This is a genomic window from Labilithrix luteola (genome assembly GCF_001263205.1).
GTDB lineage: Bacteria > Myxococcota_A > Polyangia > Polyangiales > Polyangiaceae > Labilithrix > Labilithrix luteola.
This window is the reverse complement of record NZ_CP012333.1, coordinates 9,532,244-9,549,134: the sequence shown is the minus strand read 5'-3', so window position 1 is coordinate 9,549,134 and position 16,891 is coordinate 9,532,244. Positions and strand designations below refer to the sequence as shown.

Below are 16,891 nucleotides of genomic sequence, written 5' to 3'. Positions count from 1 at the left end.
CCTGCGCAGTCACTTCACCCCGGTCTGCGTCGCGCAGCCGAAGACGATGTCGACCTTGCCGCCTTTGCCCTTGGTCGCGTCGCAGCTCGCGGCGCAGAGCGAGACGGTGGTGGGGTTGTTTGGGTCGTCGTACTTCCAGCCCGTACCGCCCGTGCAATCCTGGTTGTAGCCGAGGGTCGACGGCGTACCGCCTTCAGGCGTGTACTGCACGTTGACCTTCGACTTGTCGAAGGCGGCGCCGGAGGGCGGCGGAGGCATCGTGTAATCGCACGAGAGCGCCTCGCCTTTGATCTTCTCGATGGCCTTGGCGAAGTCAGCCTGGATCTGGGCGGGATTCGACGTCGAGACGATGAGCGCGCTTCCGGTGCCGCCGCCGGCTGCGATGTCGTCGAGCTTGGCAAGCGAGTCGCCGACGCCGATGACGTACGTCGGGATCGTCGAAGATACGGTTGCGGCGAGATTCTGGACGTCCTTCACGTCGTTCTTGTCGCATCCTGCAGGCTCACCGTCGGTGACGAGCACGATGGCGACCTTGCCGTCTTTGCCCTGGCCGGCAGCAACGCTCTGCGCATAGCTGATGGCGCCTTCGAGCGCTGGGCGCGTAGGCGTTCCACCGCCGGGACCCTGACCGTCGAGACTCTGACCGAAGAGCGTGCTGGGGAGCGCGGTCACGCCGACCTTCGGCGTGGTGTACTTGCTCGTGCTGCAGCTGTCGTTCTCCGGGAAGTACGTGAGCGACGCGTAGAGGCCCTTCGAATCCGGCGACTCGAAGAAGGCGCGCGTGGCGGCTTTCGCCGACGACCATTTCCCGTCGTTCGCCATGCTCCCAGACTTGTCGTACATGAAGACGAGATAGACCGGACGCTGCTCGGCCACGGCCGACGAGGTCGCACACGCCGCGAGGTCATCGGACGTCGCCGGCTTCGAGTCACCGAGCCCGTTCTCGCTCGGTGTGCCTTTGCCGGTTTCGAATGTGTCGTTCTTGCCGGTGCCGGCTTTCTCGAACCCCGATCCCTCGATGTCCGTTCCACCGCATGCCGCAAGCCCGAGCCCAAGCCCGATAACGACGGACGACGCCAGCGGAACGAGGGGAAAGGCGACGGACCGGAACATGGTGCGTATTGCCAGCAAGCGCCATACCGCCCGGAAGAGGTTGTTCCGCGGTGCCGAGGCTCCCACGTTTCGACGGGAATATCGTATTGTTCCGCGCTGCGCGTGCGCGCCCTGAGCGCCCGAGACTGGTCAGCGGTAGACCAGGCAGGGCGCCTGTGCGATCCACCGTTTGCCCGCCGCTCTCTCTTCCGCTGTCCCACCCGCCCATGATCCCGAGACCCGACGAGCACGACGAAAACGACCATCAGGAGGGGAGTGATCCGCGCGCGCACGAGCGCCTCTTCTGGCGAAGGCTCGCCCATTGGGGCGCCTCGCGAGGACCGGAGTGGTGGGTTCGCTACAGCCCGCCTGTCTTCGGTTGGGCGGCCGCCGCCCTCGTTCCCAAGGCGCGTCGCGCCGTGCGCCGGAATCTGCGCGAAATTCGTGGGCCCGCGAGCCTTCGCGACGACGCCCGTGACGTGCTCGCCACGTTCGCGACGTATGCCTCCTGCCTCGCCGAGGTGCTCTCGAACGACGCCGACGGTGGACCGCGCGCTCCGAACGCCGTGATCCACGGCGGCGCGTTCGTTCGCGAAACCATGGCGATTCAGCGAGGCATCGTCATCGTCACGGCCCACACGGCCGGATGGGAGACCGTGGGGCCGCTGCTGGGGCGCGACTATGGCCTGCCGATGATGCTCGTCATGGCCAACGAGCGCGATGGCAAAGCCCAGAGCCTCCAGGACGGCGCGCGCAAGCGAAGCGGCCTCGAGATCACCCACGTGGGTAGCGATCCACTCGCGTCGCTGCCCTTGCTGCGCCACCTTCGTGCCGGCGGTGTCGTCGCGCTGCAGCTCGATCGGGCGGTCGCCGGCATGCGCACGCGCAGCGTCGAGCTCCTCGGGCGGGCGGGGGAGGTTCCCGAAGGCCCGCTGCGGCTCGCCCAGCTCTCGGGGGCGCCGATTCTCCCTGTTTTTTGCGCCCGCACCGGCTACAGGCAGTACGTCATACAGGCCTTTGCTCCTCGGAAGCTCGAGCGTCGGGCGGACGACGCGGACCTCGACCAGGCCGCGCAATACCTCGCAACTTGCATGACGACCTTCCTGCGGGCTTACCCCACGCAGTGGTTCAAGTTCGCCTGAGCGCGGCCGACCACCTGTAAGGCCGCCCTCCACACACCCCCCTTGCGCGCGAGGGGGACCCGTGCGAATCAGCTCGCCCCCTCGATCCATGGCAACACGTCTTCACATTGGCGCCCGGGAACTCCGTGGCGAACTCGCCGCCTACGCAAAGCGCTTCGACTACCTCGAAGTGCGTGGGCTCGATGCCCAGAACCTCCGCCTCGCTCCGAGCACCGCAACGCTGAAGCGTTGGCGAAAGGCGGTCCCACCGCAGTTCGAGTTCGGCGTGGTAGCAGGCCCGAACCTCTCCGCGCTTCGGCCGGGCTCCGCGCTCGACACCGAGCTCGAGGCGATGCTCGCGACCGCGACAACGCTCGAGGCGCGCGTCCTTCTCATTCAGACGCCGCCCTCGGTGACGCCCGGCAAGCTCTGGCGCGATCGCCTCGCGGGCGTGCTCGACCGTCTCCGCAGCGAAGTCACCACGCTCGTCTGGGAGCCCACGGGCCTCTGGGAGCTCGACGAGGCCGCCGCGCAGGCGAAGAAGTGGGGCGTCACGCTCGCCGTCGACCCCGCGCGGGACGAGGTTCCTGCCGGCTCCGTTTCGTACGGCCGTCTCCGCGCAATCGGCGGAACGCGCGCGTTCAGCACCGCTGCCCTCGAGCGCATCGCCGCGAAGATCGGTGAGCGCCGTGACGCGTACGTCATCATCGAGACGACGAGCGCGCTCAAAGAAGGCAAGACCCTCCGCGGCCTGCTCCGCGGCACGAGCTCCAAGAAGCGCGGCGGCCTCGGTCGTCTCATCCGCCCGCGCGGCGCTCCGCTCAACGTCCGCGACGACGAGCAGGAAGAGTAATGACTCTCCGTAAGCAGCGTGCCGCCGTCGCGTCCACCGCGGAAGTCGAGGCGGTGGCTGAAGAGGTCCTCCGCAAAGGCAACGCCGTCGACGCCGTCGTGGCCGGTGTCTTCGCCGCGTGCGCGATCTCCCCGGGCGTCTTGCTCGGCCCCGTTCAGATGCTGATCGGCGGCGCGGGCGTGGGCCTCCACGCCTTCGACGGACGCGTTCGTCAGCCCGGCATCGGCGCGCCGCGTCCGCGCGGATTCCAGTCCGGTGAGGAAATCCCGGCCGCCGCGCGCATCGGCGTGCCGTGGTTGCCGGCGACGCTCGCTGCAGCCACGGCCACGGCGGGCAATTCGACGTTCGCCCAGGTCCTGGCCCCCGCCATCGCCATCGCCAAGGGCACGCCCCGCGAAGACGTCCTCAAGAAGATCGCCAGCCACGGCCCCCGCGCCATGGAGGTGCGCCCGATCTCGTCCGAGCTGCTCTTCGCGGCGGGCCGGCCGAACGGCGGCCTGCTCACGGCGGACGACCTCGCATCGGCGAATCCGTCGGTGCTGCCCGCATCGAAGACCGAAGTGGTCGTCAAGCCACGCGACGGGCAGGCCCCGGCGCCTCCCACCTCACCGGTTGGCCGCAGGAGGAGGGACCCCTCGAGCGTTCGCGTCGTCGTGACCCTACCGTGGGCGCACGTCGAAGGCGAAGCCCCCGTTCCTCCGGCCGGCGGTCTCGATGTCGGCCATGCTCGCGCTATCGCCGCCCTCGACCGCAACGGAACCTTCGCCATCGCCGTCTTCGACGAGGGTATTTTCGGCACCATGATCGACGAGCTCGGCCTGCGCGCTCCGTTCTGCGCCGAGCCCGTCCGCCGAGGCATCACGCGCCTCCGCCCGGGCGACGTCCTGCCCGCGGCCGCCGCCATTGCGCTCGTGGGCGGCGTTGCCGGACCGGACGTCGCCTTCGCCGCCTTCGGAGCGAGCGACGCGTACGACGTCCTCGGGGGCGCTATCCGCGGCTTCCTCCACGAGGACCGCATCGAAGCGCACGGCGAAGCGCGCCTCGTCGCCTTGGCTCACGCTGACGGAGCTGCGTCCGTCTTCCGCTGAGCCCCTCGGCTCACGACGACAAGGGCGAGTGGCCTCTCGAAGGTCACTCGCCCTGTTTCATTTCGCCCGCACATCGGCATTCGCGTGGCACTCGCGCATGAGAACGAAGGCGAGGGCGCCAGGCGACCTGCGAAGCCAAAACGAAAAGGCCTCCGCGAACGACGCGTGGAGGCCAAAGGCGCTGCCTAAATTTTAGGAGCGACACGTGAGCGAACGCCGAACCCCCGATGATCGGGCCGACGTTCACCCGCGCTCGTTCACGGCTCGCTCAGAGCGAGACGCCGTGGCGCTTCGCGTATTCGAGGGCGCCAATCTTGTCGATCGTGCGGATGTCGCGCGTCGTCAGCTTGAGCGTCACGAAACGACCGAACTCAGGAACCCAAACCCGGCGGGTCTGGATGTTGACGTTCTGCCAGCGCTTCGTCTTGATGTTGGAGTGCGAGACGTTCTGCGCCTTGAGCTTGCGCTTGCCAGTGATATCGCTCTTCGCCATTGGAATACCCTCGGGAGGGGGCGCGGAACTTGCCGGAAAGGCACCCCCTTGTCAAGCGCAGCTCGTGCAGCACTACGCATTTTTCCAGCGTTTCGCCGGAGCGGGCCTCCGATGCACGAATCGGCCCTAAGTCGGCGCTCTTACTACCTCAAAACGGGCGCGTTCGCCCGAGTGTTGCGGCGAGCTCGGCGCACCAGGCGCGCGTCCGCTCGAACCCGCCGTTCTTCGCGAGGGCAGCCTCATCCATGTAGAGGCGGCGGGCGAGCTCGACCTGAACCACGTGGACATGGAGATCTGGCCGGCCGTAGTGCGCGGTGGTGAAGCCCCCTTGGTAGGGGTCGTCGTGCACGACCGAGAGCTTCGCGGCGCGCGCATGGCGATCCACCGCTTCGATGAAGCTTCGCGCGGCGCTCGTACGTCCGCGCGTTCCAGGGACGACGTCCGCGCGAACGTGGTGGTTGTCGCCGTGGCTCTGACGACCGACGCTCGGCATCGAGTGCGCAGCGAGCACGATCGCGAAACCGAAACGAGCGCGCTTTCGCTCGATGATCTCGGCGAGCGTCCGGTGGTAGGGCCGGTAGTAGGTGTCTAGTCGGCGCTCGAGCTCGGCGCGGGGAAGGGGGCGCTCGAGAACGCGAACTCCATCGCTCGTCAGCCGCCACACGATGCCGCGCGTGGCGCGGGCGGTGGCGGGCGCGCCCTCGACCGACTCGCTGTCGATGTCCTTCTCGCTGCGGTTGAGATCGACGACGTAGCGTGAGGCGTGGGCGACGATCAGCGTGGCGCCCCGCGAGGGCACGTCGGCATAGAGCTCGTCCACGTAGAGGTCCGCGTCGCGTCCAATCGACCGTGCGGGAGCCGCGAGGTAGGAGAGCGAGGGGCCGTCCACACCGAGCCCCGCGTGGGGGATCTCGACGGTCAGCGGCGTTTCTTCGTCGGTCGGCTCGATCACCGAAAACGGCACGGACATCGGTGCTTGCTGCGAACAGTACACCATGAGGCGGCCCGCTGACACGTCAGGCACGCGGGTGCGCGCGATCGTAGGCCGTGCGGATGTGGTCGACCGCCACGCGCGTGTAGATTTCGGTGGTCCCCAAATCAGCGTGGCCGAGCATGGCCTGCACGGCGCGGAGGTCGGCGCCACCGCGAAGCAGGTGGGTCGCGAAGGAGTGCCGGAGCTTGTGGGGCGAGATCGGGGTGCGGATACCGCAACCTTTGGCGTAAGCCTTGAGGAGCTTCCAGAAGCCCTGCCGTGTGAAGCGTTTCCCGCGCGGCGACAGGAAGAGGTGGGGCTCGGTCGCTGCGCCCTTCGCGTGGACGCGCACGAGGTCGATGTAGATGTCGAGCCGCTCGAGCGCGACCTGGCCGACGGGAATGATGCGCCGCTTCGTTCCCTTGCCGAGCGGAGAGACGGTACCGACCTTCCGATCGAGCTCGCCGAGCTTGAGCGTGCAGAGCTCCGAGACACGAAGCCCGGAGGCGTACATCAGGTGGATCATCGCGCTGTCGCGAATGCCCCGCGCCGTATCGCTCGGTGGAGCGGCCAGCAAGCGCTCGACCTCCTCGTACGAGAGCGTGCGAGGCAGCTTGCGTGCGAGCTTCGGACGGTCGACCAGCTCGGTCGGGTCGGTCTCGACGGCGCGCTCGCGCACGAGGAACTTGAAGAACCCGCGGATCGCCGAGAGCTGCCGGGAGCTCGATCGGGCCGACAAACCACGCTCGGCGCTCTTCACGAGGAACTCGAGCATGTGGGTCGACTCGATGCGCCTCACGTCGTCGACGGCGGCATCGTCGAGGTGTTTGACCAGGTCGCCGAGGTCGCGCGAGTACGCTTCGAGCGTGTTCTTCGCGAGCGCGCGCTCGACGCGCAGGTGGTCGAGATACGTGTCGATCCACCCGTGAAGGTCCACGCCTTCAAGATAGCCGCGAAGGAGCGCGCTGTCAGATTTGCGTCAGGCCTTGGGCGAATTCGCGCGCCGGACCATCGCCGTCAGCAGGTTTGCCGGGTCGTCTTCGCGCATGAGCGCCTCGCCCATGAGCGCCGCGTCGACCCCCGACGTGGCCACGCGAGCGACGTCGTCCGGCGACTTCAGCCCCGAAAGGTGAGCTGCCACGCACGAGGGCGGAATCGCGGCGAGGAGTCGGGCCGCGCGCTCGACGTCCATGACGAGCGTGTCGAGATCGCGCGCATTGACGCCGATGACCGTCGCCGACGCTGCCAGCGCAGCAGCGAGCTCCTCGTCGCTGACGACCTCGACGAGCGGCTCGAGGCCGACCGCCCGCGATGCGGCGACGAGCTCCGCGAGCTTCCGTGCATCGACGATCCTCGCGATGAGCAGGACGGCATCGGCGCCCTTTTCGCGTGCCACCTCGAGCTGGACCTGGTCGATCACGAACTCTTTGGCGAGGAGAGGGACGGGCAGGCCTGCGTCGTCGAGGGCGCGGCGGATGGTAGCCAGGTGCTCCCACGAGCCGTCGAAGAACGGGGCATCGCAGAGCACGCTGATCATCGACGCGCCGTTCCTCGCGTAGGCGAGGCCGCGGTCCGCAGGCGAAAGCACCGTCGAAAGCGCACCCGCGCTGGGGCTCCGACGCTTGTGCTCGGTGATGAGGCGGAGCGGCGCCCCAACCGGACGCCTGAGGGCAGCGACGACGTCGATCGGCCGGCGCGTGGCGGGCGCCCCGCTCGTCCCGCGCGACCGAGGCTGGTGACGAAGCTCGGCGACCTCGGCCTCCTTCGACGCGACGATCTTGCCGAGCACGCCGCTCACGGCGCCCCCGTCGGGTTTCGCTCGTCTCGCGCGTTCCGTGCAGCGACGCGCCAGATCTCGAGCGTTTCGCGCGCTCTGCCGCTGTCGATCATGCTCGCCGCCTCTTCTGCGCACGCGCGGAGGCTCGAAGACCGAATGAGTGCGAGCGCAGCGGCGGCATTGAGAACGATGGCGTCGCGCGCGGGATGTCCTTGGGACTCGAAGAGCCGCACGATCGCTTCGGCATTCTCGCTCGAGTCGCCGCCGCGAATCGCTTCGAGCGCGCGTGGCGCAATACCGAAGTCTTCGGGGCGAACCACGCGTTCGATGACCTCGCCGTCCTCGAGTGCACTGATTTTCGTGGGCGCCGCAGGGCTGATCTCGTCGAGACCGTCTTCGCTCCGCACGACCCACGCGCGCTTGACGCCGAGTCGCGCGAGTGCGCGCGCCATGACCGGGCGTAACCGATCCTCGTAGACCCCCACGAGCTGATGGGTGGCTCGCGCAGGGTTCACGAGCGGCCCGAGCGCATTGAAGATGGTGCGGACACCGAGCTCGCGCCTCGCCGAGGCGGCATGGCGGAGGGCAGGGTGGTGCGCGGGCGCGAGAAGGAACGTGATGCGCGCCTCGCGAAGCACGCCGAGCTGGGCGCCTGCCGGCAGGTCGAGCGGAATGCCGAGCGCCTCGACGACGTCCGCACTTCCAGAGCGGCTCGAGACCGACCGGTTGCCGTGTTTGGCGACATGAGCCCCCGTCGCCGCGACGACGATCGCCGCCGCCGTCGAGACGTTGAGCGTGTGCGCGCCGTCGCCGCCCGTTCCGCACGTATCGACGACCTCTTCGAGATCGTGATCGACCGCGCTCATCACGTTCCGCAACGCCTGGGCGCCCGCGAAGAGCGCCTCGTCCGTTTCTCCGCGAAGACGAAGCGCCGCGGCGAACGCTCCGATCTGCACGGGCGTCCACGTTCCCTCGAGAATCGCGACGAAGGCAGCGCGCACCGACTCGGGATCGAGCGTGTTCGCTTCGATCCGATCGAACGCTTCACGGAACGTCATTGTCGCGGGGTCGCTCATGCGGCCTTTCGATCGAGGGATCGGACCCAGTTGGCGAGGAGCTCCTTGCCGTGGCTGGTGAGAATGCTCTCGGGGTGGAATTGCACGCCTTCGACGGCGCGCGTCTTGTGGCGCAGCCCCATGATCTCGCCCTCGGCCGTCCACGCCGTGATCTCGAGGCACTCGGGGAGCGTGGCGCGCTCGACGATGAGCGAGTGGTAGCGCGTGGCCTCGAAGGGCGAGGGGAGGTTGGCGAAGACGCCCTTGCCCTCGTGGAGAATCGGAGAGGTTCGCCCGTGCATGAGGCGTTCGGCACGGATGACTTTTCCTCCGAAGGCCTGGCCGATCGATTGATGACCGAGGCAGACGCCGAGCACCGGAGCCGAGCTGCTCGCGACGGCCAAGAGAGAGACGCCCGCCTCGTTCGGGGTGCACGGTCCCGGCGAAACGAGCACGCCATCGGGGCGCTCTTTCTCGATTCCCGCGACATCGATCGCATCGTTCTTCACGACGCGCGTGGCCACCCCGAGCTCACCCAGATACTGGACGAGGTTGAAGGTGAAGGAGTCGTAGTTGTCGATGACGAGCACGCGCATACGGGCACGAAGTTTACCGGATCGCGGCACGCCTGCGGATCCGAGAATGCATGCTCCAGTCCACTCGCGGTCGATCACGCGACCGCTTCGAACTCAGCGAGAAGAAGGCGCCGAGGGGGCGCGAAACGATCCGAACTCGCCCACCGCCCGCAGAGCTCGTCGCTCGATCGCCGCTTGAGCTTCGACCGACGCGAGCATCTTCTCCGGGTCGTTGCCGCGCACCGCCTCTTCGTAACGAGGCATCTCGGCTTTGCGGTCGCGAAGGATGCCAAGGAGCTCCTCGCGCTTCGCTTGCCCCCACCGCGTCTTCGTCGTGACCGCCTCGCCGGTGCGTAGTCCTTCCTCGATCGCCGGTCGCGCGCGCTTCGACACGATGTCGAGCGCCTTCTCCAGCTCCCCGGCGTGCGCCGCGGCGTCGGCTTCGCGCATCGCCTTGGACGCTCGAACGTCGAGGAGGACGAGCGCTTCGAGCGCCTTCTCGTCGGTCGCCCGTGCGTCCTCAGGTTGAGGGTGTTGGGCCTCACCCGCGTCCCGCGGGCCGCTCGAATCCGACTTCGAGCATCCCGCTCCATAAAGGAACACGAGCCCCGTCGCGATACCGTTCCGGATGATCCGAAGGGCGCGGCGAGCGCGGCGGAAGGCCTGGTTTGCGCGGGGCATAGGGTCGGTCATTGTGTGCGTAAGTGCTTACGATTAGCCAGGAACTCGGGCCAAGGACTCGCGGCCTGAAAGCGTCCTATTCCACGGGCCGGAGGCGCTGCTGCGGGGCAGAGGTCTCATCGTCAGCGCGACCGGTCGCACCTTGTTGCGTGAACCTCGACAAATCAATAACGTGACGCGGACTTTGCTCCCGCGGTAATAGTTCCCGCGCGGACCTTAACGCGGTCCTCCCCAACGTCTCTTCCTGTTTCTCTATCTGCTCTCTCACTGAGAACCGACGGAGACCACGAGGACGGGGACCCGCCGCCGGACCTTCCGTAACCCTCTTCACAACTCTCCCGAACTCTCGCCGAACGCCGCACTTCGCGAACGTGTCTGCATCGAGGGACTCGATGGCCGAAGAAAAGAAGCCGAAGATCGATCTGAAGGCCCGTCTTGGGAAAGCCGGTGGCAACACTGCCGCCGTGCCCGTTCCGACGCCTGCACCGGATGCGATTCCCGCGCCGGTTGCTGCGCCCTCTGCGAGTGCAGTTGGCGGGGCCGCCTCTCCTGCGCCTCGTACGGGCGTCCCTGTTCCGCCGGGCACTCCCGTCGGTCCGCCGCCGGCATTCGGAAATGCCGCTCCGAGCGGAACGGCGCTTGACCCGTCGAACCCGCTCGCCGCAGCGGTTGCAGGGCCGTACCGAGCTCCGGCTCCTGCCGCGCCCCCGCAGCCGCAGCGCATCGAGGTCGACGAGGCCTCGCTCCAGCAGGCACGCAAGGGTGCTCTCAAGCAGGGCGTGATGGGGGGTCTCGTCGCGGCGGTCGTCCTCGGAGTCATCGGCTACATCGCCGGCGGCGCCAGCGAGACCAGCAAGGGTCGCCAGCGCGCCGTCACCGACGCGAAGTCGCTCTCGGCGGACGTCACCAAGTCGCGCGAGCAGCTCAAGGAGCTCGCCGACAAGGTCGAGGCGGGGCGCAACAGCCTCCTGAAGGACCGCAAGTACCCCGATGCGCTCGTCAAGGAGCTTGGCGGCATCAACATCGACTTCGACGGCACGAAGCTCGCGGGCGTCCGTTTCAGCGGCTTCTCGCAGGACACGACGTCGGGCCTCATCGAGTTCATCACCTCGGTTCAGTCGGTCAACGACCGCAAGAGCGCCGTCTCGAGCTTGCTCACCAAGCTCCAGAAGCCGATCACCGAGCAGCTCTCGGCCGGCCAGAAGCAGAACATCAACCACGTCGTGCTGCTCGGCGGCCCGAAGGATCCGGCGGGCAACGTCTACGCCGTCCTCGCTCCGCTCACGAAGCCGATCGAAGTCCCGAACCCGCAGCAGGTGACCCTGCCGGCCGAGTTCACGGCGACGAACCCGCTCACCAAGAGCAACGTCTCCGCGCCGAAGTACGCGAGCGGCAACCTCGACAAGCCCGCGGCGATCTACGTCGTCCCGAAGTCGGTCGAAGCGGCTTGCCCGAGCGAGACGTCCGGCCAGATCGCGCAGCTCGGCACGCAGCTGACCCGCCTCATCAACGACATCCGTGGCGAAGCCTCGGGCGCCGACGATCCGCAGGCGAAGGCCGGTCTGCTCGAGCGCGCCGACAAGCTCGTCACCGGCCTCAACAAGGTCCAATAGCGAAGCCAGCCTGGTCCTCGTTTCGGCGAGGATCAGGCTCGCATCCAGGCGCTCTCAGGAGCGAGTCGGGGCGTAGCCCCAAACCAGATCGGCGCGGGTATCGGGATCGATGCCTGCGCCGATTCGCGTGTAGCCCTTGGCGAGCAGCGCGCTGCAACGAAGCGCGCGCGACACCGTGCGTCCGCGGCCCAGCGCGACGAGCACACGGACCGCCAGCGAGGGCGGCGGGACGATCTGCGGAAGAAGAACGACGAGGGCGCCGCTTTCGACGCTCGTGACGTCGGGCAGGGCGCGGGCGACCGTGGTGAGGTCCAGAGCGTCGTCTGTTCCGAGTGCGACGGCGTACGCATCGCCGTCGTCGCGAAAGGTTCGGCGAAAGGGCGCCACCCGATCGCGAACGTTCTTCGCGGCCGGACCAACGAGGCGAAACGCGGTCGGAGGAGACGGCAAGCTCTCCGCTCGAACGGGCATGCGCGAGGAGCTGGTGCTCACGAGGCCGGTGCCTCCGCGGGCGGCGCGAGATCCGGCTCGGCGCGGACGATCTCGACTTTCATCACGTGCGTCTCGTCCGCCTCGCGAACGATGAGCTGGTAGCCGTCGAGCGAAACCGTTGCGCCGACCTCGGGCACACGCCCGGCGCGGTGGACGATGAGGCCGCCGAGCGATTCGAAGTCGCCGTCTTCGGGCAGCTTCTTGCCGAGATGGAGCTCGAGATCCCCGATCGGAATCGCCGCGTCGGCCACGAAACGGCCTTCGGCGAGCTTCTGGATCGGTGAAGCGTCTTCGGTGTCGTACTCGTCGCGAATCTCGCCGACGATCTCTTCGATGATGTCTTCGAGCGTGACGATGCCGCTGGTTCCGCCGAACTCGTCGCTCACGATGGCGAGGTGGAGGCGCCGCCCGCGCATTTCGCGCAAGACGCTCAGCGCAGGCTGCGACTCGGCCACGAAGAGAACGGGCCTACGAATGAGGTCGTCCAGCTTTCCTTCGGCGAGCTTGCCGGTGCGGACGACTTCGAAGAGGTCCTTCACGTAAAGAAGGCCGACGACGTTGTCGAGCGTCTCGCGGTAGACCGGGTAGCGCGAGTGGCCGTCTTTGATGACGTGCTCGAGAACCTGTGCGAGCGGCGTGGAAGCCTCGATGCTTGCGATATGACGCCGCGGGATCATGACCTCCTTCGCCGTCAGGTTCTTGAAGTCGAGAACGTTGCGGATCATCGTGGCCGGCTCTTTGTCGAGCGCGCCCGCCTTTTCTCCCTTGGCGACGAGCCACTCCACCTCGTTCTCGGTGTGGCGCGCGTCGACGACGGCGCGGTCGGGGACACGACGCCCGATGAACGAGCCGATGGCGGCGAGGGGCTCGGCGATGGGCATCACGGCCCACTCGAGCGGCCGAAGAAACCGTAGGGCGAGGCGTCCAACGGCTTCGGGACGGTGGCGGGCAACCGTGCCGAGGGCTTCGGCAAACGTGCCGTACGTCACGACCGACGAAAGGACGGCGATCGCGGCCGACGGGATGGGGTCGAGGGCCTGGCTGACGGCCCAGGCGATGAGAACCGCCGCGCCGCTGATGGCGAGCACGCGCGCCACGAGCCAGCGCGACAAGACGCGAGCGCGACCCGCCGAATAGCGAGCAAAGGCCGAATCTTGCTCCTCGACGAGCGCCTGCAACCGCGCCTCGGGCAACGTCGTGAGTGCCGCGTCAGCAGAAGCGAAGAGCGAGCCGACGGCGGCCGCGGCGACGGCCATGACGATCGGTCCTAGGGGAATGCTCAAACGCTCGATGCTCCTTGCGCGGCAGTTACCCCTTGCGCCTGAGTTGCTGCTCGTTGCGCCGGTGGGGAGTGCGCGCCCCCCCCGCATGAATCGGATGAGTCCGATGACTCCGATGAGCCGCCGAGGTCGAGGGTGACGACGGTGACGACTCGCGGGGGCGAAAAAGCCGAAAAGCCCGATGACTCAAGCTTCGTTCGGCCGCCCCCCGACTGCCAATACCAAGAAAAAGGTAGCGTGTGGGATGTGGGGGTCAAGCGAGGCCCTCGGCAGCGCAACCTTAGGGGAAAACGCGGCCCGATACCGCCCTTGATGGCGCTGAACCGACGAAACCGCGAAACCACGAAACTTTCGGCGGTTTTCGGCCGACGAGGGGGACCATGAGCGTTTCCCCGTCCGCCGCGTCCGGTCCCTGCTCGTCGACGTCGCCCGCCCGGGCCTCGATCCCCCAGCAAAGCAGCCTCCAAGGCGCACCCCAACGGGGCGCTCGTGGCGCCGAGCCGACGCTCGGGTTCCAGCAAGTTCTCAGTGCCAAGCTCGGCCATGAGTTCCTGCTCCTGGCACCGGGCCTGACCACCAAGAGTCCCGCGCTCCCGCCTCGCCACGCGCCGCTCGCCACGGCCTGCCAGCACCACGCGACCGAAGGCTCCCACCCGCATGGGGCGGTTCGTCGGCACGGTGGCGACGAACGCGACGGGCGCGATGCGGAAGAGTCCCCGAAGCGCCACTCGGCACACGAGCTCGACGCGCTCGATCCGGCGCTCCGTCAATCGGCTCAGCTTGCACCGCCCGTCATCTCCGCTCCCGCGGTTGCGCCGACGTCCGCCGCTGCCACCGAGCCCGTGCGCGGCCGCATGTCCATGGAAGAGCTCTTGCCTGTGCTCGTGAAGCGGATTGCGTGGGCGGGAGACAAGCACAGCGGTTCGGTTCGACTGGAGCTCGGGGCCGGTACGTACGCGGGGACAACCCTCGTCGTGCACTCCGATGCCGGACGGGTACGCGTGGAGGTGAATGGCCAGGAGGGAGCCGATCTGGACCGGTTGCGAAGGCGGCTGGATGAACGGCTGCGAAGCCATGGGCTGAACGTCGAAGCTGTGACCTGAGACGGCTTCCCGTTTCCTTCAACGGCGACCGTTTCGGTGCGCTTTCGAGGCGCCCGTCGGCGCTCAAACCACGCTTTTTCCCATGCCCTAGAGCCGCAAAGCAATTCTTGATATTTTCGATGCGACAATTAAATTGAGGGTCGTGCTTCGCCTGTCGAATCGAGGTCGGTACGCCGTTCGGGCGCTCTTCGATCTCGCCTTCCATCAGCAGGGCACACGCAGCGCCGTGCAGGTGCGCGACGTGGCGGAGCGCCAGCGCATTCCGCTTCGCTTCCTCGAACAGATCTTCCAGGACCTGAAGCGCGCAGGACTCGTCGAGTCGAAGCGCGGTCCGCGTGGGGGCTTCACCCTTGTTCGTCCGCCCGAGGAGATCCGCCTCGGCGACGTGCTTCGCGCGGTCGAGGGCCCTGTCGCCATGGTCGAGCCAAAGCGTCGAGGGGCGTCAAGGGCATCGTCGGACGAGAACGTCACGCGTGCAGCGCGGCTTCGTGAGGTCGCCGATGCCGTGCTCGCCGATGTCGGCCGCTCGGTGGAGCGCTGCTTCGACGAGGTTACGTTGCGCGACTTGTGCATGCGGGGCGAAGAGGCCGGGGTTCGGCGTCCAAGCGCGACCCGTCCGAATGCAGCAGCGCCGCCGGCGCGGTGGGTCATCTGAGGACTTGAAGGGAAGGACCAGCCCGTGATCGCCACCTCCATGCTCGATCTCGTGGGTCAGACGCCGCTCGTTCGGATCGCCGCGCCATGGGCGGGCGACGCTCCGCGCGCGACCATCTGGGCGAAGATGGAGCACCTCAATCCCGGCGGGAGCGTGAAGGACCGCATCTGTCGCGCGATGATCGAAGACGCGGAGACGCGTGGCGCGCTGAAGCCGCCCGGCCCGATCGTCGAGCCGACGAGCGGCAACACGGGCATCGGTCTCGCTTGGGTGGCCTCGGTGAAAGGCTACCGACTCATCCTTACCATGCCCGAGAGCATGAGCCTCGAGCGCCGCCAGCTCCTCGAGGCGTACGGCGCGGAGATCGTGCTCACGCCCGCCGAAGCGCAGATGGATGGCGCCATCGCCAAGGCACGGGAGATCGCGGCCGGCATTCCTGGCGCGTTCATTCCTGCGCAGTTCGACAATCGCGCGAACCCGTCGGTCCATGCGCGGACCACGGCGCACGAAATCCTGACGGCCATGGGCGAGATGCGTGTCGACGCGCTCGTTGCCGGCGTGGGAACCGGCGGCACCGTCTCCGGCGTGGGCAGCGCCTTGCGCGTCGCGAACCCCGCGCTGCGTGTCGTGGCCGTCGAGCCCGACGCATGCGCGACCATCTCGCGTGGCGAGCGAGGGCCGACCAAGATCCAAGGCCTCGCCGCCGGATTCGTGCCCGCGAACTACGACGCATCCGTCGTGAACGATGTTCGTACCGTCACCGACGAAGAGGCGTGGAAGACCAAGCTGTCGCTCGCACGCCGCGAGGGACTGCTCGTCGGCATCAGTTCGGGCGCCAACGTGGCGGCGTCACTCGCCATCGCGCGCGAGCTCGGTCCCGGCAAGAACGTCGTCACCGTCCTCTGCGACACGGGCGAGCGCTATTTCAGCCTCGAGGAGTACTTCCCGGGGGTCAGCGTCGACGATCCGCGCGAGGGGATCCGATGAATCGCCTGCCCCGTTACCATCGCGCCCGCGTGCTCGTGGTCGGCACGGGCGGCCTCGGCTGTCCTGTCGCCATCGCGCTCGCGCGGGCAGGCGTCGGCACCCTGGGCCTGGCGGATGACGACGACGTCGACGTCTCGAACCTGCACCGCCAGATCCTCTTCGAGCGGAAGGACGTCGGAACACCGAAGACCGTCGCTGCCGCGCGGGCGCTGCGTGAGCTCGCCCCCGGCGTCGCCATCGAAGTCCACGAAACGCGCCTCTTGCCGACCAATGCGGTCGATCTCGCTCTGCGTTACGACCTCGTGGTCGAGGGCAGCGACAACTTCGCCACCAAGTTCCTCGCCGCCGACGCCGCACATCTGACGAAGAAGCCGATCGTGCACGCGGCCGCGGTTCGTTGGCACGGAACCGCGCTCGCCGTCGGCCCGGGCGGCAAGCCGTGCTACCGCTGCCTCTTCGAAGACGTGCCGCGCGAGAACGCGCCGAACTGCGCGGAGGCTGGCGTCATCGGTCCCATGGTCGGCGTGATCGGAGCCGCTCAGGCCGACCTCGCGCTCTCGGTGCTCGGAGGCGACGACGTCTTCGGCACCCTCTTCACCTTCGACGGCAAGACGCTCGCGTCGCGCCGCCGGCGCATCGCTTCGCGGCCGAGCTGTGAGCTCTGCGGCGAGGCCAACGTCATCCGCAGCGTCGACGGCGCACGTTACGCCCCCGTCGCCTGTGATCTTTGAGTCTAGAAACCCGAGTCCGAGTCCACATTCACGAGGAACATGACCATGGAAACGATCGTCCGAATTCCCGCCGCCCTTCGTAGCCTCACCGGTGGCGCCGACGAGGTGAAGGCCGCTGGCGCCACCGTTGGCGACCTCATCACCGACCTCGAGAGCCGGCACCCGGGCCTGCGCGACCGCCTCCTCGACGAGAAGGGCGTACGCCGCTTCATCAACATCTACGTCGGTGAGGAAGACGTCCGCTTCACGGGCGGCCTCGCGACCGAGGTCAAGACTGGCGACCAGGTCAGCATCGTCCCGGCGATCGCGGGAGGCTGAACAT

General features: G+C 67.8%; 19 protein-coding genes. 9 read left to right on the top strand and 10 right to left on the bottom strand.

Annotation, left to right across the window (positions count from 1 at the left end; genetic code table 11):
- Positions 1–9 precede the first annotated feature (9 nt).
- Positions 10–1,113, bottom strand: a complete 1,104-nt coding sequence (locus tag AKJ09_RS41385) for a VWA domain-containing protein (protein ID WP_146653350.1) — start codon at positions 1,111–1,113, stop codon at positions 10–12.
- Positions 1,114–1,319: 206 nt separating this feature from the next.
- Here AKJ09_RS41385 and AKJ09_RS41380 point away from each other — a divergent pair, with 206 nt between their 5' ends.
- From AKJ09_RS41380 to AKJ09_RS41370, 3 genes are all read left to right on the top strand, one after another.
- The gene (locus AKJ09_RS41380; RefSeq protein ID WP_146653349.1) at positions 1,320–2,234 is read left to right on the top strand and encodes a lysophospholipid acyltransferase family protein; all 915 of its coding nucleotides are present in this window, start codon (positions 1,320–1,322) and stop codon (positions 2,232–2,234) included.
- An 88-nt stretch (positions 2,235–2,322) separates the two neighbouring features.
- Positions 2,323–3,066, top strand: a complete 744-nt coding sequence (locus AKJ09_RS41375; RefSeq protein WP_146653348.1) for a DUF72 domain-containing protein — start codon at positions 2,323–2,325, stop codon at positions 3,064–3,066.
- Positions 3,066–4,154 (top strand): gamma-glutamyltransferase family protein, encoded by a 1,089-nt coding sequence (locus AKJ09_RS41370; RefSeq protein WP_146653347.1) that lies wholly within the window; start codon positions 3,066–3,068, stop codon positions 4,152–4,154. The genes AKJ09_RS41375 and AKJ09_RS41370 overlap by 1 nt, the downstream gene beginning before the upstream one ends.
- Before the next feature lie 268 nt (positions 4,155–4,422).
- Here AKJ09_RS41370 and rpmB read toward each other — a convergent pair whose 3' ends face one another.
- From rpmB to AKJ09_RS41335, 7 genes are all read right to left on the bottom strand, one after another.
- A complete protein-coding gene (gene rpmB / locus AKJ09_RS41365) occupies positions 4,423–4,647 on the bottom strand; it encodes a 50S ribosomal protein L28 (protein ID WP_146653346.1) in 225 nt (74 codons plus the stop codon).
- 148 nt (positions 4,648–4,795) lie between these two features.
- Positions 4,796–5,617, bottom strand: a complete 822-nt coding sequence (locus AKJ09_RS41360; protein WP_146653345.1) for an N-formylglutamate amidohydrolase — start codon at positions 5,615–5,617, stop codon at positions 4,796–4,798.
- A 46-nt stretch (positions 5,618–5,663) separates the two neighbouring features.
- Positions 5,664–6,557: a site-specific tyrosine recombinase XerD gene (gene xerD / locus AKJ09_RS41355; RefSeq protein ID WP_146653344.1), complete on the bottom strand. Its 894-nt coding sequence runs from the start codon at positions 6,555–6,557 to the stop codon at positions 5,664–5,666.
- Between the two features lie 42 nt (positions 6,558–6,599).
- Positions 6,600–7,418: an indole-3-glycerol phosphate synthase TrpC gene (locus AKJ09_RS41350; protein WP_169928281.1), complete on the bottom strand. Its 819-nt coding sequence runs from the start codon at positions 7,416–7,418 to the stop codon at positions 6,600–6,602.
- Positions 7,415–8,473, bottom strand: a complete 1,059-nt coding sequence (gene trpD / locus AKJ09_RS41345; protein WP_146653342.1) for an anthranilate phosphoribosyltransferase — start codon at positions 8,471–8,473, stop codon at positions 7,415–7,417. Before trpD ends, AKJ09_RS41350 begins: the two co-directional genes overlap by 4 nt.
- Complete coding sequence (locus AKJ09_RS41340) at positions 8,470–9,048, bottom strand: anthranilate synthase component II (protein ID WP_146653341.1); 579 nt, start codon at positions 9,046–9,048, stop codon at positions 8,470–8,472. The genes trpD and AKJ09_RS41340 overlap by 4 nt, the downstream gene beginning before the upstream one ends.
- A 93-nt stretch (positions 9,049–9,141) precedes the next feature.
- Positions 9,142–9,720: a hypothetical protein gene (locus AKJ09_RS41335; RefSeq protein WP_146653340.1), complete on the bottom strand. Its 579-nt coding sequence runs from the start codon at positions 9,718–9,720 to the stop codon at positions 9,142–9,144.
- 380 nt (positions 9,721–10,100) lie between these two features.
- Between AKJ09_RS41335 and AKJ09_RS41330 the strand changes: the two genes are divergently transcribed.
- On the top strand, positions 10,101–11,321 hold the full coding sequence (locus tag AKJ09_RS41330) for a hypothetical protein (protein ID WP_146653339.1): 1,221 nt from the start codon (positions 10,101–10,103) through the stop codon (positions 11,319–11,321).
- Between the two features lie 54 nt (positions 11,322–11,375).
- On the opposite strand, the gene AKJ09_RS41325 is transcribed toward AKJ09_RS41330, so the two are convergent.
- Together AKJ09_RS41325 and AKJ09_RS41320 are read right to left on the bottom strand one after the other, a co-directional pair.
- On the bottom strand, positions 11,376–11,813 hold the full coding sequence (locus AKJ09_RS41325; RefSeq protein WP_146653338.1) for a hypothetical protein: 438 nt from the start codon (positions 11,811–11,813) through the stop codon (positions 11,376–11,378).
- A complete protein-coding gene (locus AKJ09_RS41320; RefSeq protein ID WP_169928280.1) occupies positions 11,810–13,069 on the bottom strand; it encodes a hemolysin family protein in 1,260 nt (419 codons plus the stop codon). The genes AKJ09_RS41325 and AKJ09_RS41320 overlap by 4 nt, the downstream gene beginning before the upstream one ends.
- Before the next feature lie 404 nt (positions 13,070–13,473).
- Between AKJ09_RS41320 and AKJ09_RS41315 the strand changes: the two genes are divergently transcribed.
- The 5 genes from AKJ09_RS41315 to AKJ09_RS41295 all read left to right on the top strand — a co-directional run bounded on the left by AKJ09_RS41315 (position 13,474) and on the right by AKJ09_RS41295 (position 16,887).
- On the top strand, positions 13,474–14,196 hold the full coding sequence (locus AKJ09_RS41315) for a hypothetical protein (protein WP_146653336.1): 723 nt from the start codon (positions 13,474–13,476) through the stop codon (positions 14,194–14,196).
- A 142-nt stretch (positions 14,197–14,338) separates the two neighbouring features.
- The gene (locus AKJ09_RS41310) at positions 14,339–14,851 is read left to right on the top strand and encodes an RrF2 family transcriptional regulator (RefSeq protein WP_169928279.1); all 513 of its coding nucleotides are present in this window, start codon (positions 14,339–14,341) and stop codon (positions 14,849–14,851) included.
- Positions 14,852–14,875: 24 nt separating this feature from the next.
- Positions 14,876–15,838, top strand: a complete 963-nt coding sequence (cysK, locus tag AKJ09_RS41305) for a cysteine synthase A (RefSeq protein ID WP_275936690.1) — start codon at positions 14,876–14,878, stop codon at positions 15,836–15,838.
- Entirely contained in the window at positions 15,835–16,569 is a 735-nt protein-coding gene (locus AKJ09_RS41300; RefSeq protein ID WP_146653334.1) for a HesA/MoeB/ThiF family protein, read from the top strand. Before cysK ends, AKJ09_RS41300 begins: the two co-directional genes overlap by 4 nt.
- A gap of 45 nt (positions 16,570–16,614) precedes the next feature.
- Positions 16,615–16,887 carry a MoaD/ThiS family protein gene (locus AKJ09_RS41295; RefSeq protein WP_146653333.1) on the top strand — a complete coding sequence of 91 codons (273 nt, stop codon included), beginning with the start codon at positions 16,615–16,617 and terminating at the stop codon, positions 16,885–16,887.
- Positions 16,888–16,891: the final 4 nt, after the last annotated feature.